This window comes from Mycolicibacterium arabiense, from assembly GCF_010731815.2.
GTDB classification, from domain to species: domain Bacteria; phylum Actinomycetota; class Actinomycetes; order Mycobacteriales; family Mycobacteriaceae; genus Mycobacterium; species Mycobacterium arabiense.
Map to the genome: position 1 here is coordinate 1,718,568 of NZ_AP022593.1, position 20,963 is coordinate 1,739,530.

At 68.3% G+C, this 20,963-nt stretch carries 20 protein-coding genes; 12 read left to right on the plus strand and 8 right to left on the minus strand.

Annotated features, from left to right (window positions below):
• Position 1 precedes the first annotated feature (1 nt).
• The gene (locus G6N61_RS09960; protein WP_179973599.1) at positions 2–1,228 is read right to left on the minus strand and encodes an acetyl-CoA C-acetyltransferase; all 1,227 of its coding nucleotides are present in this window, start codon (positions 1,226–1,228) and stop codon (positions 2–4) included.
• Positions 1,228–1,968, minus strand: a complete 741-nt coding sequence (fabG, locus tag G6N61_RS09965; protein WP_163918374.1) for a 3-oxoacyl-ACP reductase FabG — start codon at positions 1,966–1,968, stop codon at positions 1,228–1,230. Before fabG ends, G6N61_RS09960 begins: the two co-directional genes overlap by 1 nt.
• Positions 1,969–2,065: 97 nt before the next feature.
• Here fabG and G6N61_RS09970 point away from each other — a divergent pair, with 97 nt between their 5' ends.
• A complete protein-coding gene (locus G6N61_RS09970; RefSeq protein WP_163918375.1) occupies positions 2,066–3,283 on the plus strand; it encodes an acyl-CoA dehydrogenase family protein in 1,218 nt (405 codons plus the stop codon).
• Positions 3,284–3,296: 13 nt separating this feature from the next.
• On the opposite strand, the gene G6N61_RS09975 is transcribed toward G6N61_RS09970, so the two are convergent.
• Entirely contained in the window at positions 3,297–3,749 is a 453-nt protein-coding gene (locus G6N61_RS09975; RefSeq protein ID WP_163924726.1) for a MaoC family dehydratase, read from the minus strand.
• A gap of 363 nt (positions 3,750–4,112) precedes the next feature.
• Between G6N61_RS09975 and G6N61_RS09980 the strand changes: the two genes are divergently transcribed.
• Both G6N61_RS09980 and G6N61_RS09985 read left to right on the plus strand, forming a co-directional pair.
• Positions 4,113–4,832 carry a hypothetical protein gene (locus G6N61_RS09980; protein ID WP_163918376.1) on the plus strand — a complete coding sequence of 240 codons (720 nt, stop codon included), beginning with the start codon at positions 4,113–4,115 and terminating at the stop codon, positions 4,830–4,832.
• Positions 4,833–5,324: 492 nt separating this feature from the next.
• Positions 5,325–7,181, plus strand: coding sequence for a putative bifunctional diguanylate cyclase/phosphodiesterase (locus tag G6N61_RS09985; protein ID WP_163918377.1), 1,857 nt, complete (start codon positions 5,325–5,327; stop codon positions 7,179–7,181).
• Here G6N61_RS09985 and G6N61_RS09990 read toward each other — a convergent pair.
• Positions 7,149–7,622, minus strand: a complete 474-nt coding sequence (locus tag G6N61_RS09990) for a hypothetical protein (RefSeq protein WP_163918378.1) — start codon at positions 7,620–7,622, stop codon at positions 7,149–7,151. The two genes, G6N61_RS09985 and G6N61_RS09990, sit on opposite strands and share 33 nt — an antisense overlap.
• Before the next feature lie 816 nt (positions 7,623–8,438).
• Between G6N61_RS09990 and G6N61_RS09995 the strand changes: the two genes are divergently transcribed.
• The 7 genes from G6N61_RS09995 (at position 8,439) to G6N61_RS10025 (ending at position 14,749) form a co-directional block, all read left to right on the plus strand.
• On the plus strand, positions 8,439–9,116 hold the full coding sequence (locus G6N61_RS09995; RefSeq protein WP_163918379.1) for a TetR family transcriptional regulator: 678 nt from the start codon (positions 8,439–8,441) through the stop codon (positions 9,114–9,116).
• A gap of 50 nt (positions 9,117–9,166) precedes the next feature.
• Complete coding sequence (locus tag G6N61_RS10000; RefSeq protein ID WP_163918380.1) at positions 9,167–9,877, plus strand: TetR family transcriptional regulator; 711 nt, start codon at positions 9,167–9,169, stop codon at positions 9,875–9,877.
• Between the two features lie 91 nt (positions 9,878–9,968).
• Positions 9,969–11,201, plus strand: a complete 1,233-nt coding sequence (locus tag G6N61_RS10005) for an acyl-CoA dehydrogenase family protein (RefSeq protein ID WP_163918381.1) — start codon at positions 9,969–9,971, stop codon at positions 11,199–11,201.
• A gap of 13 nt (positions 11,202–11,214) precedes the next feature.
• A complete protein-coding gene (locus tag G6N61_RS10010) occupies positions 11,215–12,339 on the plus strand; it encodes an acyl-CoA dehydrogenase family protein (RefSeq protein ID WP_163918382.1) in 1,125 nt (374 codons plus the stop codon).
• 155 nt (positions 12,340–12,494) lie between these two features.
• On the plus strand, positions 12,495–13,085 hold the full coding sequence (locus G6N61_RS10015; RefSeq protein WP_163918383.1) for a TetR family transcriptional regulator: 591 nt from the start codon (positions 12,495–12,497) through the stop codon (positions 13,083–13,085).
• Between the two features lie 42 nt (positions 13,086–13,127).
• Positions 13,128–14,333, plus strand: coding sequence for a thiolase family protein (locus G6N61_RS10020; RefSeq protein WP_163918384.1), 1,206 nt, complete (start codon positions 13,128–13,130; stop codon positions 14,331–14,333).
• A 2-nt stretch (positions 14,334–14,335) separates the two neighbouring features.
• Complete coding sequence (locus G6N61_RS10025; protein WP_163918385.1) at positions 14,336–14,749, plus strand: Zn-ribbon domain-containing OB-fold protein; 414 nt, start codon at positions 14,336–14,338, stop codon at positions 14,747–14,749.
• Positions 14,750–14,763: 14 nt separating this feature from the next.
• Here G6N61_RS10025 and G6N61_RS10030 read toward each other — a convergent pair whose 3' ends face one another.
• Together G6N61_RS10030 and G6N61_RS10035 are read right to left on the minus strand one after the other, a co-directional pair.
• Positions 14,764–15,648 (minus strand): extracellular catalytic domain type 1 short-chain-length polyhydroxyalkanoate depolymerase, encoded by an 885-nt coding sequence (locus G6N61_RS10030; protein WP_163924727.1) that lies wholly within the window; start codon positions 15,646–15,648, stop codon positions 14,764–14,766.
• 99 nt (positions 15,649–15,747) lie between these two features.
• Complete coding sequence (locus G6N61_RS10035) at positions 15,748–17,013, minus strand: amidohydrolase family protein (protein ID WP_163918386.1); 1,266 nt, start codon at positions 17,011–17,013, stop codon at positions 15,748–15,750.
• 25 nt (positions 17,014–17,038) lie between these two features.
• Here G6N61_RS10035 and G6N61_RS10040 point away from each other — a divergent pair, with 25 nt between their 5' ends.
• Entirely contained in the window at positions 17,039–17,902 is an 864-nt protein-coding gene (locus G6N61_RS10040; RefSeq protein WP_179973600.1) for an AraC family transcriptional regulator, read from the plus strand.
• A gap of 5 nt (positions 17,903–17,907) precedes the next feature.
• A complete protein-coding gene (locus G6N61_RS10045) occupies positions 17,908–19,431 on the plus strand; it encodes a class I adenylate-forming enzyme family protein (RefSeq protein ID WP_163918388.1) in 1,524 nt (507 codons plus the stop codon).
• Here the strand turns inward: G6N61_RS10045 and G6N61_RS10050 are convergent.
• Positions 19,379–20,086, minus strand: coding sequence for a sensor domain-containing protein (locus G6N61_RS10050; RefSeq protein WP_163918389.1), 708 nt, complete (start codon positions 20,084–20,086; stop codon positions 19,379–19,381). The genes G6N61_RS10045 and G6N61_RS10050 overlap by 53 nt on opposite strands.
• Positions 20,079–20,615, minus strand: a complete 537-nt coding sequence (locus G6N61_RS10055; protein WP_163918390.1) for an Rv2240c family protein — start codon at positions 20,613–20,615, stop codon at positions 20,079–20,081. Before G6N61_RS10055 ends, G6N61_RS10050 begins: the two co-directional genes overlap by 8 nt.
• Positions 20,616–20,963 lie beyond the last annotated feature (348 nt).

A 20,963-nucleotide genomic window follows, 5' to 3' on the forward strand; every position in this document is an offset into this window, starting at 1 on the left:
GTCACGCGCCGACCCGCTCGAACACGGCAGCCAGACCCTGGCCGCCGCCGATGCACATCGTCTCGAGGCCGTATCGGCCGTCGCGGCGGTGCAGTTCGCGCGCCAGCGTGGCCAACATCCGGCCGCCGGTGGCGCCGACGGGGTGACCGAGCGAGATACCCGACCCGGCAACGTTGGTGCGGTCGAAGTCGCTCGGCCCGAACTTCCACTCCCGCGTCACCGCCAGCGCCTGGGCGGCGAACGCTTCGTTGAGTTCGATGACGTCCATGTCCGCGATGCCCAGCCCTGCCTTCTGCAGCGCAGCCTCGGTCGCGGGCACGGGACCGATGCCCATCACGTTGGGCGGTACCCCGGCCACGCCCCAGGACACCAGCCGAACCAGCGGCGTCAACCCCAGTTCGGCCGCCTTGTCGACGGTGGTCACGATGCACATCGATGCCGCGTCGTTCTGACCGCTCGAGTTTCCGGCCGTCACGGTGGCGTCGGGATCCTGCTTCAGCAGAACGGGTCTCAGCTGGCTCAGCGCTTCCACCGAGGTATCGGCACGCGGGTGCTCGTCGGTGTCGAGCACGGAATCACCAGACTTGCCCGACACCGTGACCGGGATGATCTGCTCGGCCAGCGACCCGTCGCGTTGCGCTGCCACCGCACGCTGGTGCGATCGCACGGCCAGCTCGTCCTGCTCGTCGCGCGGGATGTCGTACTGCCGACGCAGGTTCTCGGCCGTCTCCAACATGCCGCCCGGGACGGGGTAGTCGCGCCCGCCTGCGGTGGTGCGGCCGCGCGACAGTGCGTCGTGCACCTGCACGCCTCCCCTCGCGCCACCCCAGCGCATGTCGGTGGAGTGGAACACCACGTTGCTCATGGACTCGGCACCCCCGGCAACTACGAGGTCGTTCTGGCCGCTGCCGACTTGCATGGCGGCCTGGATGACGGCCTGCAGGCCCGAGCCGCACCGGCGGTCGAGCTGCATGCCGGGCACCGTGACGGGAAGGCCGGCGTCCAGGGCCACGACGCGCCCGATCGCCGGGGCCTCCATGCTCGGATAGCAGTGCCCCAGGATGACGTCCTCGACGTCGCCGGGTCCGATGCCGGTGCGCTCGAGCAGCCCGCGCAGTGCGGCCACGCCGAGGTCGACCGCGGTCAGACTCTTGAACATGCCGCCGTAGCGGCCGATGGGCGTGCGGACGGGCTCGCAGACGACCGCCTCGCGCAACGAGGCGCTCATCAGATGTGCCGCCCGCCGGTCACTTCCAGCACCGTGCCGGTCATGTACGACGACAGGTCCGAGGCGAGGAACAGCGCCACCGACGCGACCTCGCTGGGCTCGCCGGCACGCGCCATCGGGATCTCGGCCAGCTTGGCGTCCCAAATGCGTTGCGGCATGGCCTCGGTCATTGCCGAACGGATGAGCCCTGGCTGGATGGCGTTGACCCGCACACCCAGGTGGGCGACCTCCTTGGCAGCGGCCTTGGTGAGGCCGACGATCCCGGCCTTGGCCGCCGAGTAGTTGGTCTGGCCGATCAGCCCGACCTTCCCCGAGATCGAGGAGATGTTCACGATCGCGCCGCGCTTCTGCTCGCGCATGACGTCGGCGGCCTTGCGGGTGCCGTTCCAGCTGCCCTTGAGGTGCACGGCGATCACCTGGTCGAACTGCTCCTCGGTCATCTTTCGCATCGTCGCGTCGCGCGTGATGCCCGCGTTGTTGACCATGACGTCCAACCCACCGAACTCCGAGACGGCCGCCGCCACGAGCGCCTCGACGTCGTCGGCCCTGGTGACGTCGCACCGCACGGCGCGAGCCACGTCCGCGCCGCCCAACCGGCCGACCGCCGCCTCGGTGGCATCGAGGTCGAGGTCGCCGAGGACGACGCGTGCGCCCTCTGCCACGTAGCGCTCGGCGATGGCGAAGCCGATCCCCTGTGCGCCGCCGGTCACCACCGCGGTGCGTCCGTCAAGCAGTCCCATGGTCGTCGTACCCCTCTCAGTCCGGCCGTCGGCGTCAAACATAAAATATGATATTCGTGGCAGGCACGCCGCACCCCCGAGCAGGAGAGTCCGACGAATGGCCAACACCACCACAGCCGATACCGCCACCGTCGCGCATGACGAGCCGGTCAGCGACGCCGACTTCGCCGACATCCTCACCGCGACCCGTGAGTTCGTCCGCGACGTCGTCATGCCGCGCGAGCAGGAGTTCATGGCCGGCGACCGGGTGCCCGACGACATCCGCCAGCAGGCCAAGGACATGGGTCTATTCGGATATGCAATTCCCCAGCAGTGGGGTGGGCTGGGCCTGAACCTCGCCCAAGACGTCGAGATGGCCATGGAGTTCGGCTACACGACGCTCGCGCTGCGGTCGATGTTCGGCACCAACAACGGCATCGCGGGTCAGGTGCTAGTGGGGTTCGGCACCGATCAGCAGAAGGAGCGCTGGCTCGAAGGCGTCGCAAGCGGCGACGTCGTGGCGTCGTTCGCCCTCACCGAGCCGGGCGCCGGGTCGAACCCGGCGGGCCTGCGCACCAAGGCGGTGCGCGACGGATCCTCCGACGACGCGGACTGGGTGATCACCGGCCAGAAGCAGTACATCACCAACGCGCCGACTGCCGACCTGTTCGTGGTGTTCGCCAGGACGCGGCCCGCCGACGCCGACGGACCAGGCATCGCCGTGTTCCTCGTACCCGCGGACGCCGAGGGCGTACGGGTGGCGGGCAAGGACGCCAAGATGGGCCAGGAGGGCGCCTGGACCGCCGACGTCGCGTTCGACGAGGTGCGCGTCGGCAACGATGCCCTCATCGGCGGCGCGGTGGACATCGGCTACCGGGCGGCCATGACGTCACTGGCACGCGGACGCATCCACATCGCCGCGCTGTCGGTGGGCACGGCGCAGCGCGCACTCGACGAATCGGTGCGCTACGCGGCCACCGCCACTCAGGGCGGCACGCCGATCGGGAACTTCCAGCTGGTTCAGGCGATGCTCGCCGACCAGCAGACCGGCGTGATGGCCGGACGCGCGCTCGTTCGCGACGCCGCGCGGCTGTGGCTGTCCGGCGAGGACCGACGCATCGCCCCGTCCACCGCGAAGCTGTTCTGTACCGAGATGGTCGGCAAGGTGGCCGATCTCGCGGTTCAGGTCCACGGAGGCGCGGGATACATGCGCGACGTTCCGGTCGAACGCATCTACCGCGAGGTGCGGCTGCTGCGCCTCTACGAGGGCACCAGCGAGATCCAGCGCCTGATCATCGGCGGCGGCCTCGTCAAGGCGGCTCAGCGCTCCCGCTGATGCCCCGCCGCCGTCAGGCGATGTAGCGGATGATCGACTCTGCGACCGCTGCCGGCTTCTCCGAGTCCTCGATCTCCACGGTGATCGTGGTGGTCGCCTGCACGGCGCTCTCGAGTTGGTTGATCGCGGTGACCTCGCCGCGGGCGCGGATCCTCGCCCCCACCTTGACCGGCGTGATGAAGCGAACCTTGTTGTAGCCGTAGTTCACCGCCAGCGAGATGCCGTCGACGCGGTAGAGGTCATGCGAGAAGTGCGGGAGCAGCGACAGTGTCAGCAGCCCGTGGGCGATGGTGCCGCCGAACGGGCCGTCGGCCGCCTTCTCCGGATCGACGTGAATCCACTGATGATCGTCCGTGGCGTCGGCGAACAGGTTGACGCGCTCCTGGCTGATTTCCATCCACTCGGTCGGGCCGAGTTGGCTGCCCTGTGCCGCTGCAAACTCGTTCAGATCCTTGAAGACTTTCACGCCTGCTCCTCTCGGGGTGATCGCGACGTCGCACGCCGCCCGTAATAGATGTAGCCGCTGCGCGATCTGAACACAATCTCCCATTTGCTGGAAAACCAGGGAATTGGTCGGATTTCGCGCCGAATTTTGCCAGTCGGGTTCATACGCTGGGCTAATAACCGAAATTGCCATTGCAGAGTTTTGACGCGCGTGCACAATTTTTTGCCGCAGGCTTGTGACCTGCGGGTAACCATATTTCACCGCTGGTTTCCTGGCTCGAACGGCCCGATACTGACTGCGCGATTCGCATTAATCCGATGCGAATGAACGGTGGCCGGCGGCGCCGTACTACGCCGCTCGGCTGCCCTACGAATGGGGCAATAAATGAGCGTTCCCAGCCTGGAATTTCACGACTACGCGGCTTTTCGCATGCCCGAGAACATCAGCTGGTGGGACAGGGACTCGAGGTCCACGATGGTCATATCGACCCCGGAACTCGACTCCGCGCTGTGGTCGGAATACCTGTGCTGCGCCGAGCGCAGCTACCGCAAGCACGGCGTCGAGAAGGCGCTCGACGTGGCGGCGATCGCCGACGGGGCGGACACCGCGATCTTCTGGGCACTGGTCGACGACGACGGGGTCATGCTGGGCGGCGTTCGCGCCAAGGGGCCGCTGACGGGAGCCGACGACTCGCACGCCGTGGTGGAGTGGGCGGGCCACGAGGGGTTGCCCATGGTGCGCAAGATGATCGACGACCGGGCGCCGTTCGGCATCCTGGAGATGAAGTCGGCGTGGACGACGGACGATCGGAGCCGGGCGGGCCTGGTGTCCACCGCTCTGGCACGCAGTGGCTTTCACGCACTGGAACTCATGGGCATCCAGTTCTGCATGGCGACCTCCGCGCCTCACATCCTGGAGCGCTGGGGATCGTCGGGCGGCGTGGTGGCCCCCATCCCCGCGGCGGCGTACCCCGACGAGCGCTACCGCACGAAGATGATGTGGTGGGACAGGCGGACGTTCGCCAATCATGCTGACCCCGAACAGTTGTCGAAGATCCTGCGGGAGACCGCGGCGATCGCCTCGCGTCCGGCGATCGCCTTGTAACCGCACGCAACGGCGTCGCGAGCGCTACGGCCGGCCGGATTGCCGAAATCACCGGACCGTCGACCGACCGAGCCGAGGCGGCCCGCGTCCGCCATGGTCGCTCGCCGACACGCACCGGGCGGCTGGCGCAGTAGCCGAGGTGCGCGAGACGTCCGCCGGCGCGGCCGCCCCCTCAGACCTCGTCGACGACCGTCGCGACGGGTAGCCAGGCGCCGGGCTCCCGCCGATCGCCCGCGACCACGCCGCACCGCGGGCTCGGCAACGTCGACGTTGCCGGCAGGTTGCGGTGAGTGGTCGAACCGAAGCGCCCGGGTCGCCAGTCCCTCGAGCACGACGGGCCCCGTCCGTGCACGGCCACTCGCGCAGCGCTCGTCTCCAGCGACGCGCCCGCAGTTGGCCGATACCGAGGTTGCGCGGCCACGATGACCAATCGGTGTCGGTCGCGGGCCGTACGCAGCATGAACACACACGACCGGCGATACTGTCTACACAATGTCCGGAGGAACGCCTCGCGTAAGCCTTGAGCGGCTGGTGACCGACGTCGCCGTCGACCTCATGGCGTCGAATGCGGCCACCTCCGTACCGGTGGCCCGCAAGGTGCTCGCGATGCTCGTCGCGTACTTCGACGTCGACGTCAGCTTCCTGCGCTACAACGACCATTCCATTCGGGCATCCCTGCTGGTGGCCGAATGGCCCGAGCGCCTGGACGTACCCGACCCCGACCCGCTCGGCGTCGTCTACTTCGCCGACGCCGACCCCGTGTTCGCGGCGTCGGAGCACGGCAAGAAGCCACTGGTGTTCCGGCCCGAGAACGAGGACTACCAACGGCGCATCGAGGAGGCGCGCACGGTCCCCCAGACGTCGATGGCCGCAGCACCGCTGGTGTCGGGCGACCTCACGACCGGGGTGCTCGGCTTCGTGAAGTTCGGCGATCGCGAGTGGCGGCCGGAGGAACTCAACGCGCTCGAGGCCATCGGATCGCTGTTCGCGCAGGTGCAGGCACGGGTGAAGGCCGAGGATCAGCTCCGTCACCGCGCCGAGCACGATGACCTGACCGGCCTGTGCAACCGGCGCGCGCTGCTCGACCACCTGGCGGCCAGGCTGGCGCCGGGTCGCCCGGGTCCGGTCGCGACGCTGTACTTCGACCTCGACCGGCTCAAGACCATCAACGACTACCTCGGACACACGGCAGGCGACTGGTTCATCCGGGTTCTCGCCGACCGGCTCCAGCAGAGCACCAAGCGCCCCAGCGTCATCGCACGCCTCGGCGGCGACGAATTCGTAGTCGTGCCGACCGAGCCGACGTCGGCCACCGAAGCCGAGGAACTCGCCGAACACCTGCTGAGCGTGCTGCGCGAGCGCGTTGCCATCGACGGCGAGATGCTCACCCGCACCGTCAGCATCGGCGTCGCGCTCGGCGTTCCCGGTCGCGACACCACCAAGGAACTCCTGCGCAGAGCCGATCAGGCGTTGATGACCGCCAAGGCCGAGGGCGGCAACCGCGTCGCGGCGGCCACCGAGGAAATGGCCCTGGAGTCGGAGTTCCGCAACGACATCGAGTTGCACCTGCAGAACGTCATCGAGAACGGGGCCCTGTTCCTGCGTTACCTGCCCGAGGTCGACATGCGCACCGGACGGGTGCTCGCCACCGAGGCCCTGGTCCGGTGGGAACACCCCACCCGAGGCCTGCTGTCCCCGGCCTCGTTCATCGCGGTGGCCGAGTCCATCAACCTGGCCGGTGAACTCGGCCGGTGGGTGATGCGCACCGCCTGCGCGGAGTTCGCGCGGTGGCGCGCCACGGGCGTCGCGGACGACGTGGTGCTGCGGCTGAACGTCTCCCCCGTGCAGCTCGTCGCCGGGGGATTCGTCGAGTCGGTGGCCGGCATCCTCGCCGAGTTCGACCTGCCCCGCGGGTCGGTGTGCGTCGAGATCACCGAGAGCGTGGTGGTGCACGACCTGGAGACCACGAGCATCACGCTGGCCGGCCTCCGCGAGGCGGGCGTCAAGGTGGCGATCGACGACTTCGGCACGGGCTACAGCGTGTTCGCACACCTCAAGCAGTTGCCGGTGGACGTCCTCAAGATCGACCGCAGCTTCGTGACGGATCTGGGCCGCAACCCCGACGACCTCGCGATCGTGCGCGCGATCATCGCGCTCGCCGATGCCTTCGGTCTGCAGCTGGTGGCCGAGGGCGTCGAAACGGAGGCGGCGGCGCAGACACTGCTGCGCCACGGCTGCAGGCGGGCGCAAGGCTTCCTGCTGTCCGAGCCCCTGGCCGGCGACGAGATGCTGGCGTTGCTCGAAGAGGGTGGCGTCTCAGTGCACTTTCCGGCAGTGCCCGGGACCTGAGCGCGCGTTCCGCACGTCGCGCAGCGCTCGGTGCACGGCTGAGCACGGGCGGCGGGTGTCGACGTCACGCGTTGCCGTGCGCAAGATCTCCACTCGACCGAAACGGCTCGCGGTACGTCCCACCAGGCACACCCGCCGCTGCTCCCCGCCGACGCCCGCCGGGGGCTCGCCAGTGAACCCGTCGTGCTCGTTCGGCGCCACACTGATGCCCATGCGGGCCCGCACCGCCAGGGGCCCATCCGGTGTGGCGAACACGGCGCCCACGACGCGTCCGTCGTCGAACACCAGTCGGCGCAGTGGCGTACCGGTCAGCACGTCGACGCCGCGACTGCGCGCCTGGCCGACCATCCAGTCCCGTAGTTCGGGCGCGCCCATGCCGTGGCGCCAGCCGATCGAGCCGATGGGCAACACCTCGACGGTCCCGCCGTCGGCTGCGCGCATCGTGTGGTCCCCCCGGCGAAGACGCGGGAGTGGAGCATCCCGTAGGGCGACGTAAGGCACTGCACGGCCCAATCGCTCAGACGCGAGCCGATGAAGGGTTCGATCTCGCCCTCGCGGACCGCACTGACGACGCGCGTCGGCACCGGCACGTCGCGAGCGACGTGGGCAGACCCGGGCACCCACGCGGCGAAGTCCGCGAAGTAGTCGGCGGTCTTTGCGTCGGCGGCCTCGGTGATCAACCAACCGCAGGCCTGAACGCGCCGTCGGGTGGCGACACCCAACCCTCGGTTGATCCGAACCGGTGGGGCGTCCGCGACCAAGACGTCGCATCCCGCGTCGACGGTGGCGATCGCTCCCGCGAGACCTCCAATGCCGGCACCGATCGAGACGAGGTCGACCTCGCGGTCCCACTTCTGCATCAGCTACGCCCGCTGTGAGGATGCTCACTCCGGGATGCGCCATCCCGGCCGCGACGGGCGACGAAGCACCGTGCGACTGCGCCGACGCCGGCCCTCGGCGCGACACCCGGTCGCCGCGGGGCCGTTCTGGGCGCTGCCGGCCGAAGGTGCACGTCAACGCGGTTCTGAACCGCGTAGACGTGGTGGCGGACCTCACCCGGAGCTAGACCCGAAGTCATCACGATTGCGACTTTACATACCGATGGGATGCTATGCAGCGCGTACCTGAACCCGGAGTTTGGCGGGACGCGGCCCGCGGTCCGAGTCCGTGGATCGCAGCAAATTCCTGTAGAACTTCCTGGGGTGCACGCGCACACGGGGGTCGGTCAGTACGGAAAGTCGAGAACGGGCAGCAACGGTGAGTGACAACCCCGAACGTCGACCCGACGGCACGCGCATGCAGATCCTGCGGGCAGCGGCCCAGCAACTCGCGCGCGAGCCGTACGGTCGAGTCAGCCTCGACCGCGTCCTCGAGATCGCCAACGTGACCAAGGGCGCGCTGTACTTCCACTTCCGCTCCAAGCACGACTTGGCGATCGCGATCGTCGAGAACCATGCGGAGGCTCGGGCGGAGACATTCAGCGAGGCGTTCGCGCAGTCGCGTCCAGGCCTCGAATCGATGATCGAACTCTCGTATCGCATCGGCAGTGACGACGTCGGCGACGACATGGCCCGCGCCGCGCTCAACCTCCTCGAGGCACTCGGCCGGTTCGATGGCCTGCAGTCCAAGGTGCTCGACGGGTGGATCACCGCCTTCACCGACCTCGCCCGGCGTGCCGCCGACGACGGCGACATCGCAAACGGCGTCGACCCCGCACACGTCGCACGCCTGGTGGTGTCGCTGTACCTGGGCCTGCGACAGACGGGCAATCTCGACGATCCGGTCGCGTTCACGTGCGATCTCGAGGCGCTTTGGCTACTCATCCTCCCGGGTTTCGCCAACCCGGACCGGCTCCCGTATCTGAAGGGCTTCGTGGAGCGACGCACCGCACGCGCGATCAAGAATGCAGCATCGCGCAGCACCGACGTTCTATGATTCCGCTTTAGCTTGTTTTCCGGGGACCGAGCCAACGGAGGTAGTCGAACGTGGTGCGCCAGGCCAGATCCGAGGCGACCCGACGGAGGATCATCGACTCGGCAATTGATTTGATCAACGAGATCGGTTATCCCGCCGCTGGATTGGCGGACATCATCGAACGCGCCGACCTCACCAAGGGCGCGCTCTACTACCACTTCGATTCGAAGGAAGCCCTGGCGACCACGATCATCGAGGAGGGTGCGAACAAGGTCCTCGAATCGTTCCGGGCGGCGGGCCGGTCCAGTTCCCCCGCGATGGAGAACATCGTCCACGGCCTGTTCGTGGTCACCGACGTACTTGGCAACGACCGTGTCGCCCAGGCCGCCGGTCGCTTGCTGCGCACGTTCGGCGGATTCAACCCCGCGGCAAAGAAGACGTACGCCGTGCTGCTCGACGAGATGACGATGCTGACCACGAGCGCCATCGCCGAGGGCGACCTCCGCTCCGAACTCGACCCGGCCGAGGCGAGCAGCGCCATCATCGGCTCGCTGCTCGGTGCCGAATTGCTGTCCAGTGCCTTGACCGACGGCAAGGATCTCCGCGGGCGATTCGGCCGCACCTGGGCCCTTCTGTTGCCTGCACTGATCTCCGAGGATTCGCTGGCCTACTACCGCGAGTTCCTGGCCCGGCAATCGCTGCGCGGCGATGCCCGCGGTGCTGAACGCCCCGCCGAGACCCGCGGTGACGATCAACCCGGCGACTCCCCGCTGGATCGCTGAGCGTCACTCCCTTCCCTTGGACCCGGGGTGCGCCCCACCTGACTAACTAGGTTTACTGTCTTCGGAGACGCTTCGACTGACGGGAAGACCCATGGACGTGACGTGGTCCGCCGCCGACCTCGAGTTCCGGGACGAGGTGCGGGCGTTCCTGCACGAGAAGCTGACGCCGGATCTGCGTGACGCCGGTCGGTTGATGACCAGCGTGTACAGCGACCACGAGGCCAGCCTGCGGTGGCAGGCCATCCTGCACGAGCGGGGGTGGGCCGCGCCGGCGTGGCCCGTCGAGTACGGCGGGTGCGATTGGAGCCTCACCCAGCACTACCTGTTCAGCCGTGAGTCGACGCTGGCCGGCGCGCCGTCACTGTCGCCGATGGGCATCCGGATGGTCGCCCATGCCATCATCGCATTCGGCACGTCCGCTCAGAAGGACTACTTCCTGCCGGGCATCCTGACCGGCGAGGTGTTCTTCTGCCAGGGCTATTCCGAACCGGAATCCGGATCCGACCTGGCCTCGCTGACCATGGTGGCGGTCGACGATGGTGACGACCTGGTGTGCACGGGCAGCAAGATCTGGACGACCCACGCCCGGGAGGCGAACTGGATGTTCGCCCTCGTCCGCACCTCCCGCACGGGCAAGAAGCAACAGGGCATCACGTTCGTCCTCATCGACATGACCTCGCCTGGGATCGAGATCCGGCCCCTGGTCATGACGTCGGGCGAGGAGGTGCAGAACCAGGTCTTCTTCGATGACGTCCGCGTTCCCAAGTCGAACGTGATCGGGCAGATCGACGACGGCTGGACCGTGGCGAAGTACCTCCTCGAGTTCGAGCGTGGCGGAGGCGCAACGGCGCCCGCGCTTCAGGTGATGGCGGAGCAGGTGGCCGCGAACGCAGCAACACAGCCGGGGCCCACGGGTGGGCGCCTGATCGACGACCCGTCGTTCTCGCGCAAGCTGGCCGACGCCCGCATCCGCACCGACGTGCTGGAGATCCTCGAGTTCCGGGTTCTCGCCGCGCTATCCGGTGGCGGGCATCCCGGAACGGATTCGTCGATGCTGAAGATCCTGAGTACCGAGCTGAGTCAGACGATCACCGAACTGGCAATGGAGGCCGCTGGACCTCGCGGCCGCGCATATCAGCCCCATGCCACCCGTCCCGGCGGCCCGGTTGCCGAATTCGATCCTCCGGCAGACGGATACGTGAGCGGCGAGCCGTGGCAGGCCGTCGCGCCGCTGCGGTACTTCAACGATCGTGCGGGCTCGATCTACGCCGGTAGCAACGAGATTCAACGCAACATTCTGGCCAAGACTGCTTTGGGTCTCTAGGTAAGGACTTCCAGTGGATTTCACGCTTTCCGACGAGCAAAAGATGCTGCGCGACGGGCTCACCAAGTTCCTCTCCACGCGGTACGACCTCGCCAAGAGCCGTGCAGCCGTCAAGACCGGCGCGGGTTGGCAGCCCGAGACCTGGCGTGCCTTCGCCGAGGACCTCGGCATCCTCGGCGCCGCACTACCCGAGGACGTCGGTGGCATCGGGGGTGGTCCCGTCGAGGTGATGGTGATCGCCGAGGCGCTCGGCCACGCGCTGGTGGTCGAGCCCTATGTCGACACCTCCGTGGTGGCTGCCGGACTGCTGCGTCGCGCCGGGGGCCCTCGGGCCACCGAGCTGCTCGAGCGGATCGCCGCGGGGCGCGCCGTCGTCGCCCTCGCGGCCTCGGAAGCAGAGTCGGGCGACGACTGGTCGCGCGTCACGACGACTGCGACGGCCGACGGCACCGGCTGGCTCCTGCACGGCACCAAGCTCGTCGTCGTCTCCGCACCGCTTGCCACCCACCTGCTGGTGACGGCGCGTACGCAGGCGGGCACCTCGCTGTTCCTGGTGGAGGTCGAGGCTGCGGGCTCCGCCCTCGTGCAGCACGCCTACCGCACGGTCGACGACCGCTGGGCGGCCGACGTCGAGTTGTCCGGCGTGCGACTGGATTCCGACGCGCTGCTCGGCGACGACGGCGCGGCGTGGCCGTCGTTGTCACGGGCGCGCGACGAGGGTGCCGCCGCGGTGTGCGCCGAAGCGGTCGGATGCATGCGGAAGGTGTTGGCCGACACCGTCGAGTACAGCAAGCAGCGGCATCAGTTCGGACAGCCGATCGGAGGCTTCCAGGTTCTCCAGCACCGCATGGTCGACATGCACATGGAGGTGGAGCAGGCCGCGGCAGCGGTACTGCTCGCCGTCCTCAACCTCGAGGCAGACGAGGCCGAAAGGGCGAAGGCCGTCTCGGCGGCGAAGGTCACCATCGGGCGCGCGGCCCGGTTCGTCGGACAGAACGCGGTGCAGTTGCACGGTGGGATGGGCATGACCGAGGAACTCGCCATCGGCCACTACTTCAAGCGACTGACCGCCGTCCAGTACGAATTCGGCAGCACCGACTCCCACCTCGCGCGGTACGCAGAGCTGACGACGGGCTGACCAACCCTGGACACCTGTCCGACAACGACCCGGGATGACTGTGGACGGCCCGCGCGTCGTGAGCCGAGCGCAGTGCATCGAGCTGGTATTTCGTCCTGTTCATGGATGTTTCGTGGGTCATTGCCAACCCCATTGCGGTCAGCTAGCCTGGACACATGTCCAGTTCAGCGGTGACCCACGTCACCCGCCTACGGGACCCGCACGCTCACCACGGTCGCACGCAGCAGCGCGTGCTCGGAGCTGCCGCCTCGATGCTGGACGAGTCGGCTCATCCGGACGTCTCGGTCGCCGCGCTCGCAGCGCGCGCTCGCGTCGCGCCGACCGCCCTGCGCGCGCACTTCCCCTCGCTCGACGCGGTCTTCGCCGAGCTGTACCTGCATCACGTCTCGACGCTGCCACTGGTGATCGACCGATCCGCCCGCGTCGAGGCGCGCGTGGGTGCCCAGCTGCGGGCGATCACGATGATCCTGGCCGACCGGCCCGGCCTGGCCCGGACGTGCACGCGTGCCTTGCTGTCGACCGACGATCCAGCGGTCGCCGACGTCCGTGCCCGCATCGCGGCAGAGGTACGGCGCCGAGTGGCGGCTGCGCTCGGCACCGGGGCATGGCCGGAGGTGCTCGCCACCGTGGAGACCGTGTTCTGGGGCGCGTTGCTGCAGGCCCAGTCCCGCGACATCGATTACCGGATCATGGCCGATCGCCTCGACACGATGCTGTCGCTGATCCTCCCAGGGGACGACGGCTAGCAGCGCCGCACCGGCCACCACTTCTGCAGGAGGACAACGGGTATGGGGTTACGTGGCGATGCCGCGATCGTCGGCTTCACCGAGCTTCCCGCGACCAAGCGGCCCACCGGGCCCCTCGAGTTCAACCTCGAGCAGTGGGCACGTCTGGCTGCGGCGACACTCGCCGATGCCGGCCTGCAGGCCTCCGACGTCGACGGCATCTGCACCGGCCACCTGCAGGAATCGCAGATCTTCGTGCCGTCGACCATCGTCGAGTACCTGGGCATCCGGGCGAACTTCGCCGAACTCGTCGACCTCGGCGGCGCCAGCGCCTCGGGCATGGTGTGGCGCGCAGCGGCTGCCATCGAGCTGGGAATCTGCAACGCCGTGCTGTGCGTCCTACCCGCCACTCCCCTGACGCCCGTGAGCGAGCACAAGCCGGTCGACTTCGGGGACATGCTGTACTTCGGCGCGTCGAGCAACCGATACGGATCGCCACAGGCCGAATTCGAGATCCCGTACGGCAATCTGGGCCAGAACGGACCCTACGGCCAGGTGGCCACGCTCTACGCCGCGACGCACGGCTACGACGAGCGGGCGATGGCCAAGATCAGTGTCGACCAGCGGGTGAACGCGAATCACACGCCCGGGGCGATCTTCGCCGATACGCCACTGACCGTCGACGACGTGCTGGCCAGTCCGGTGATCGCGTCGCCACTGCACATGCTCGAGATCGTGATGCCCGTTCTCGGTGGTGCCGCCGTCCTGGTCGCGAACCCGGAAGTCGCCCGCCGCAGCCGCAATCGGCCGGTGTGGATCAAGGGATTCGGCGAGCGGGTGCCCTACAAGACGCCGACGTACGCCGAGGACCTGCTGCAGACACCGATGATCAAGGCGGCCGAGAGTGCCTTCGCGATGGCGGGTCTCGGCCCGGCCGACATGGACATGGCATCGATCTACGACTGCTACACCATCACCGCGCTGTTGAGCCTCGAGGACGCCGGCTTCTGCCGCAAGGGCGAGGGTCTGCGGTTCGTTTCAGACCACGACCTCACGTTCCGCGGCGACTTCCCGATGAACACCGCGGGCGGTCAGCTCGGCTACGGCCAGGCAGGCACGGCGGGCGGCATGCACCACGTGTGCGATGCGACCCGCCAGATCATGGGACGTGCCGACCGAGCCCAGGTCACCGACTGCCACCGCGCCTTCGTGTCGGGCAACGGCGGCATCCTCTCCGAGCAGACCACTCTCGTCCTGGAGGGCGACTGACGATGAGCAGCACCAGCCGGCCCATGCCGATTCCCACGCCCACGACGCGGCCCTTCTGGGATGCGTTGGCCAGACACGAGATTCGCATCCAATACTCGCCGTCTGCCGGCCGCTACGTGTTCTACCCCCGGGTGCTCGCGCCCGGCACGCTGGCCGACGACCTGGAGTGGCGCGAGATCAGCGGTGGGGGAACGCTATACACGTTCACGGTCAGCCATCGACCGGTCTCACCGCACTTCGTCGACGACGTGCCCCAGATCCTCGCCGTCGTGGAATGGGACGAGGGACCGCGCTTCTCCACCGAGATCGTCAACGCCGCGCCCGATGAGGTCCGGGTCGGCATGCGGGTGCGGCCGGTGTTCACCGACCATCCCGACGCAGGCATCACCATGCTGCGGTACGAACCCGCCGACTGATCAGTCGCGGTCGCTCACCGTCCGTGGGTGTCGAAGAACTGCCACGACGCCACCGACGCGTCGATGACGTTGGTCGTCGCCCCTGCTGCGTCCATCAGGGCCGGGGCCCCGGGCCAGGTGTGACCTCCCCCGTCGACGCGGTTGAACACCACCGCGGTTCCGGCGGCGCAGGGCGCCGACGTCGTGCGCTGAATCTGCTGTCCGTGCCCGGCGCCGAACAGGGTCTCGTCGACCGGCGGCGGGCACCCGTCGACCTGTCGCCAGCGATCCGCCATCGCCGGTGCCGCAACGACGGTGCTGGCGCCGCCGCGCCCCGTCATACCGCCGCCGCCGTAGGGCACGATCGGGTCGACTGTTCCGTGGGTTGCGAACACCGACACCGGCCGGGACGGGTTGCACGCGACATTGGTGCCAAGCGTCCCGGCAACCGGAGCGACGGCGGCGAACAGATCGGCACGCTCACACGCCATCCGGTTGGCCATGAAGGCGCCGGCGGACAGGCCCGTGATGAAGACGCGACCACCGGGGATCCCGTAGTCGGCGACGAGCTTGGTGGTCAGCGCCGAGATGAACCCGACGTCGTCGACTCCCTGGCGATCCGGAACGGAGGCGCCCCGGCCGTCGGCCCAACTCAGGTCGATGCCGTCGGGGTAGGCCACGACGAACCCGTTGGCGTCGGCAACCGCGTCGTAGCGGGTCAGTGCGGCTTGTCCGCCACCGGTGCCGCCTGCGGCATGCAGGTTGATCACCAGCGCCGACGGACGTTCGACGCCGACCGGCGCATGCACCACGTACGTGCGCGGCAGACCGCCGTGGTCGAGTTGAGCGGTCTTGGCGGGAATGGCGGATGCATGGGGTACGGGCGTCAGGGCCGATGCCGCGAGGCCACCCGCGAGCAGGACTGCGGTGAGGCGTAGGAGCCGATGGCAAACTGTGAACACCTGCCAACCGTAGGTAGTGGACGCGAACGGCGTGCGAAGAATGCGTGGCGGGAACTCCTACTTCGTCGCCGCGAGGTGCTTCTCCTCGTACAGGCGCGCCCACTCCCTGCGCGGCTTGATCGACACGTCGACGTCAGTCGCGTTGGCGCGCAGCGCACCGACGGTGGCCTGATCCCTCGGGGTGCGCGCGAACGGATCCCAGCCGAAGAACCGGCACGAGTTCTCCCACGTGATCTTGTTGATGTCGGCGTCGTCGGCGCCGGCACCGTTGAGTTCTGCGAGCACCTGCTCGGGCGCGTCGGGCCAGAAGCAGTCGGAGTGCGGGTAGTCGCACTCCCAGGCGATGATGTCGATGCCGATCTCGTGCCGCAGCCGCAATGAGGTCTTGTCGGTCACGTAGCAGGCCAGTGAGTGCTCGCGGAACACGTCGCTGGGCAGCTTGTCCCCGAAGTCGCGGCGCAGCCACTTCTGGTTCGTGTAGTGCCGGTCGCTGCGATCGAGGTAGAACGGGATCCAGCCGATGCCGCCCTCGGAGAACGCGAACTTCAGGTCGGGGTAGTTGCGCATCGCAGGCCCCCACAGCAGGTCCTGGGCGCACATCGCCGAGACCTGGGTGGCCAGGATGATCAGGTTGTCGATCGGCGCGTTGGGCGCCATGCTGATCGCTCCGAAGCCGGTACCGATGTGCAGACACATCACGACGTTCTCCTCGGACAGCGTCCGGAACACCGGACCCCAGTAGTCCTCGTCGTGGTAGCTGGGCAGACCCTCCAGGTGTGGCAGCTCCGGCATGGTGACCGCACGGCAGCCCTTGGCCGCGACCCGGCGGATCTCGTCGCACATCGCCTCGGGGTTCCACGTCGGCAGTACGGCGATCGGGATGAAGCGGTCCGGGTAGCTGCCCGCCCACTCGTCGATGTGCCAGTCGTTGTAGGCCGACACCATGACCAGCGTGACGTCTTCCCGGTGCATGTTGAGGTGGCGCGCCGAGAACCCGGTGAAGGTCGGGAAGCACATCGAGGCCAGGATCCCGTTGCGGTTCATGTCGCGAACGCGCTCGTGGACGTCGTACACGCCGGGCCGCATCTCGGCGAAGCCGGCGGGGTCGCGGCCCCACTCCTCCGGCGGCCAGGACACCACGGCGTTGAGCCCGCTGACGCCCTGGGGCCTGCCCTGATACATCCACTGATCGACGCCGTGAGAGTCGGTGACGACGATCGGGGCCTCGGACTTGTACTTGGCGGGCACGTGGTTGAGGAACATGTCCGGGGGCTCTACGACATGGTCGTCGATGCTCACCAGGATCAGGTCTTCGGCTTTCATGTCTCAACTAGTACCCTCGGATCCCGTGACCGTCTCTGCACCTTCGGACAGAGGTTTGACTCTTTCGGCCAAGGCTCGGACGACCACCCGCAACGCCGCGTTCCGGCCGGTGATCGAGCTGCGCCGCGGCGGCCGCGCCATGGCGGGCAGCTATCTGTACGAGGGCGACGGGCTCATCACCGGGTGGCACTCGCACGAGGTGCATCAGATCGAGTACGCCCTGCACGGCGTCGTCGAGGTGGAGACCGACTCGGCCCACTACCTGCTTCCGCCGCAGCAGGCGGCCTGGATCCCGGTCGGCCTGGAACACCAGGCGGTGATGAACCCGGACGTCAAGACCGTCGCGGTGATGTTCGCGCCGGAGTTGATCCGCAATGCGGGTGGACGGGCGCGGATCATCGCGGTGTCACCGTTGATCCGCGAGATGATGATCTACGCGCTGCGCTGGCCGATCGACCGCGCGCAGGGCGACGGCACATCGGATGACTTCTTCCGCACCCTGGCCGCGCTGGTCTCCGAGGCACTCGATCACGAGGCGCCGCTGAGTCTTCCGACCTCCGACCATCCGATCGTCGCCGCCGCACTCGCCTACACCAAGCAACACCTGAATTCCGTGACCGCAGACGAGGTGGCCCGTGCAGTGGCCGTGTCGGAACGCACGCTGCGCAGGCTGTTCTCCGACACTGTCGGAATGTCCTGGCGCAGTTATCTCTTGCAGGCCCGGATGCTGCGGTCGATGGCGCTTCTCGCCGCGCCGGGCCAGTCGGTGCAGGCGACGGCGACGGCGGTCGGGTTCGAGAACCTCAGCTCCTTCACCCGATGCTTCGCCCAATTCTGCGGCGAGACGCCGTCGTCCTACCGGCGGCGGGTCGCCGAGACGGGGTCCTGACCTCGATGGCGACCGACGGCCCACTCCTGCACGACCTGGTGGCGTCGGCAGCACGGGCAGTGCCCGATCGGCCCGCCGTGATCGCCGACGACGGCACTTCGACCACGTTCGCCGAGTTCGACCGTCAGATCGCGCGCCTCGCGGGATGGGCAGCGCGGCAGTGTGTCCGCGGCGAGCGCATCGCGGTCATCGCCAACAACGGCGTCGACTACGCCCGGCCGTACTACGCGATCCCGCGCAGCGGTGCGGTGCTGGCGCTGGTCAACCAACGACTGAGCACCAGCGAACAGGTGTCGTTGCTGCGCGCCATCGAACCGGCAATGATCGTCGGCGACGCCCGCTACCTCGATGCTCTGCCTACGACCACCACGCCGGCCATTCGCTTCGGCACTCCGGAATGGCAGGCCGCACAGCGGCATTCGGAGGAAGGCACCGTCGCGAACCCCGATGACGTCGCCTGGCTGCTGTTCACCAGTGGATCAACCGGCACCCCGAAGGGGGTGCTGCACACGCATCGGTCGATCACCGCCGCGGTGCGCGGTACCGTCGAGGGCCGGTCCGTACGCTCGGGCGGGGTCTACCTGCTGCCGTTTCCGATGTGCCACGTCGCCGGTTACAACGTGCTCGTCCACCACGCGGCGCAGTCCACCGTGGTGCCGGTACCCGCGTTCCGGCCGGAGGCCTTCGTCGCCGCCGTGAACGCCCATGGCGTCACGTCGTGTTCGCTCGCGCCCACCATGCTGCACGGGCTCCTCGCCCACCTGGAGGACACGGGCGCCGCCCTGCCGACGCTGAGTGAGATCGCCTACGGGTCCTCCGCCATCCCCGCCGACCTGTTGCGCCGCGCCATGGCCCGTCTCGACGTCGGCTTCCACCAGGGGTACGGGATGACCGAAACCGGCGGCAACGTCACCTTTCTCGGCCCCGACGACCACCGGGCCGGCGCCGGCGGTGACGCAGGAGTGCTGGCCACCGCGGGGCGGCCGCACAGTGGTGTCGAGGTCCGCATCGCAGGCGGCGACGTCGGCGAGATCCAGGTGCGCGGACCGCAAGTGGCGTCGGGCTACTGGCGTGATCCTCGGCCGGTGACGGACGGCGGCTGGCTGAGCACCGGCGACGTCGGACGGATCGACGAGGCGAACAGGCTCGTCGTCCTCGACCGCAGCAAGGACGTGATCATCACCGGCGGCGAGAACGTCAGCTCGCGGGAGGTGGAGGACGCCCTGTCGACCCACCGCGACGTCGACCAGGTGGCCGTGGTGGGAGTGCCCGACGAGTACTGGGGCGAGGCCATCTGCGCGGTGGTCGTGCCCCGGCCCGGGTCATCGCCCGACACCGACGATCTCGTCGCCCACGTGCGGGCCGTCCTCACCCCGTGGAAGCGGCCACGGCACGTGCTGTTCGTCGACGCCCTTCCCACCACCACCAACGGCAAGGTCGCCAAGGACGCGGTGCGCGCCCGTGCCCGCGACGCCGTCAGGCAGGCAGGCTCCGCTGGATCTTCGCGGCGATCTCCGATGCCGAGGTGACGATCGGTAACGGCGGTCGGCACGCCTCGACGTCGATGATCACGTTGGAGTAGATCGACAGGACTCGTTGGCACACGCGGTTTTCCGCGCCCATCCCCACCGCGACCGGCATGGCGAGTTGCCCCTCGGCCCGGCCGAGGTCACCCGAGAGCCACTTCGGCATCGGCCTGTCGTTCAGAGTGATGTTGACGCGGTGATTCGTGCACTGCGACCATCGCTGCGCCGACTGATCGAAGAACCGTTGCGCGGCCTCCGCCGACGGGTACGAGATGACGGACTGACGCACCAGGCTGGACCACTGCTCGGTGTCGGGGGTGCGAAGCGTTTGGCGGGCCAGCGCATTCCACCCGTCGGGTTCCCCCGGCGCACCGTAGATGGCCGCCTGATCCGGCTGCCAGACGCCCAGACAGTTGAGGTTGGGCAGCAACGCGCGATCGTCTGCCATGGTGTCGGTGACCGGATGCGGCGTCATCGCGGTGCTGTCCATCACGCGGTTGATCTCGGCAACACTCGCCAGCGACCCAACCAGTGCCGATGCCGGCACGGTCACCGGTTCGGTTGCGCCTTGGGCCTTTTCGCTCGAGCAACCTTGCAGCGCTGCCGCGACGACCACCATGGCGGCGACTCGGCGCGCAATGGCACCGCCGTCAGGCATGGGTTCCGGCAGTAGCGCACGCCGCCTGGACGTTCGAGGCGTCGGTGTTCATGTCGTCGGCAGTCGTGTTGAGGGTCTCCCTGCCCCCGCGAACACCCATCTTGACGAGTAATTTCGTTGCGCCCCATGACCACGAGCGCATCGGCTCGGCGATTTGGGGGGCCAGGCCGGGGGTGTTCGCGGCTGACATGGTGACGCCCGCGCCCTGCCGCAGGGCGGTGCGGGCCGTCACGTTGCTGGCGCTGGTCGCCGGATCGTTGTAGTCGGGGTGCTCGTAGGTCTCGAGTGCGTCCGCGAAATCGCCGTAGTAAGTGGCGGTTGCGGTGAGAACCTCGGCGAATTGGCTGCACGCCAGCACGGCGGCCGGGTCGGCATCGTCGGCGGTCACCGGCGCGACGACCGGAGCAGGCAGGCCGGGATCGACGACGTCCTCGGGCTCGGCGCCGGCACCCGATGCCATCGACAGCGCGATGGCGAACCCGACGAGTGTCCCGATTGCCGCGCGTCCTGCAACGTGTGATGACTCCACGTCTCACTCCCTCCAAGTGGGCCGCGTTGGTGCGACCTCTCCGCCTCGGCAACGTCCTCGGTGCCACGGGCTCTCCTACGTTCAGAGCAGGACATGTCCGGATGGTGAACGGAGGACGCCCGGCGGGGTGTACTCCGGCGGCGATTGGATGTCCGCTGGCTGCCGACTCGCTGTCAGCCGAAATCAACTCGCAGACAACGGTGTACGTCGCGACGCCCGCGCGCCCACTGGACGGGAACGCGGCGTGAACCGTTGGCCACCCGTTCACCGGTCGGCAACTCTCCCCGTGGATGCTCCGACGCGACAGATCCCCCGGGCCGCTGCGGTCCGGACAAACGAGAGGCGCCC

Bases quoted from the DNA above. Each gene is read 5' to 3' on its own strand.
- G6N61_RS10020 (WP_163918384.1), top strand. From the start codon at position 13,128: ATGGGGTTACGTGGCGATGCCGCGATCGTCGGCTTCACCGAGCTTCCC.
- G6N61_RS10045 (WP_163918388.1), top strand. From the start codon at position 17,908: ATGGCGACCGACGGCCCACTCCTGCACGACCTGGTGGCGTCGGCAGCA.
- G6N61_RS10050 (WP_163918389.1), bottom strand. From the start codon at position 20,086: ATGCCTGACGGCGGTGCCATTGCGCGCCGAGTCGCCGCCATGGTGGTC.
- G6N61_RS09990 (WP_163918378.1), bottom strand. From the start codon at position 7,622: ATGCGCGCAGCCGACGGCGGGACCGTCGAGGTGTTGCCCATCGGCTCG.
- G6N61_RS09985 (WP_163918377.1), top strand. From the start codon at position 5,325: ATGTCCGGAGGAACGCCTCGCGTAAGCCTTGAGCGGCTGGTGACCGAC.
- G6N61_RS10015 (WP_163918383.1), top strand. From the start codon at position 12,495: ATGTCCAGTTCAGCGGTGACCCACGTCACCCGCCTACGGGACCCGCAC.
- fabG (WP_163918374.1), bottom strand. From the start codon at position 1,968: ATGGGACTGCTTGACGGACGCACCGCGGTGGTGACCGGCGGCGCACAG.
- G6N61_RS09970 (WP_163918375.1), top strand. From the start codon at position 2,066: ATGGCCAACACCACCACAGCCGATACCGCCACCGTCGCGCATGACGAG.
- G6N61_RS09960 (WP_179973599.1), bottom strand. From the start codon at position 1,228: ATGAGCGCCTCGTTGCGCGAGGCGGTCGTCTGCGAGCCCGTCCGCACG.
- G6N61_RS09980 (WP_163918376.1), top strand. From the start codon at position 4,113: ATGAGCGTTCCCAGCCTGGAATTTCACGACTACGCGGCTTTTCGCATG.
- G6N61_RS10025 (WP_163918385.1), top strand. From the start codon at position 14,336: ATGAGCAGCACCAGCCGGCCCATGCCGATTCCCACGCCCACGACGCGG.
- G6N61_RS10035 (WP_163918386.1), bottom strand. From the start codon at position 17,013: ATGAAAGCCGAAGACCTGATCCTGGTGAGCATCGACGACCATGTCGTA.
- G6N61_RS10005 (WP_163918381.1), top strand. From the start codon at position 9,969: ATGGACGTGACGTGGTCCGCCGCCGACCTCGAGTTCCGGGACGAGGTG.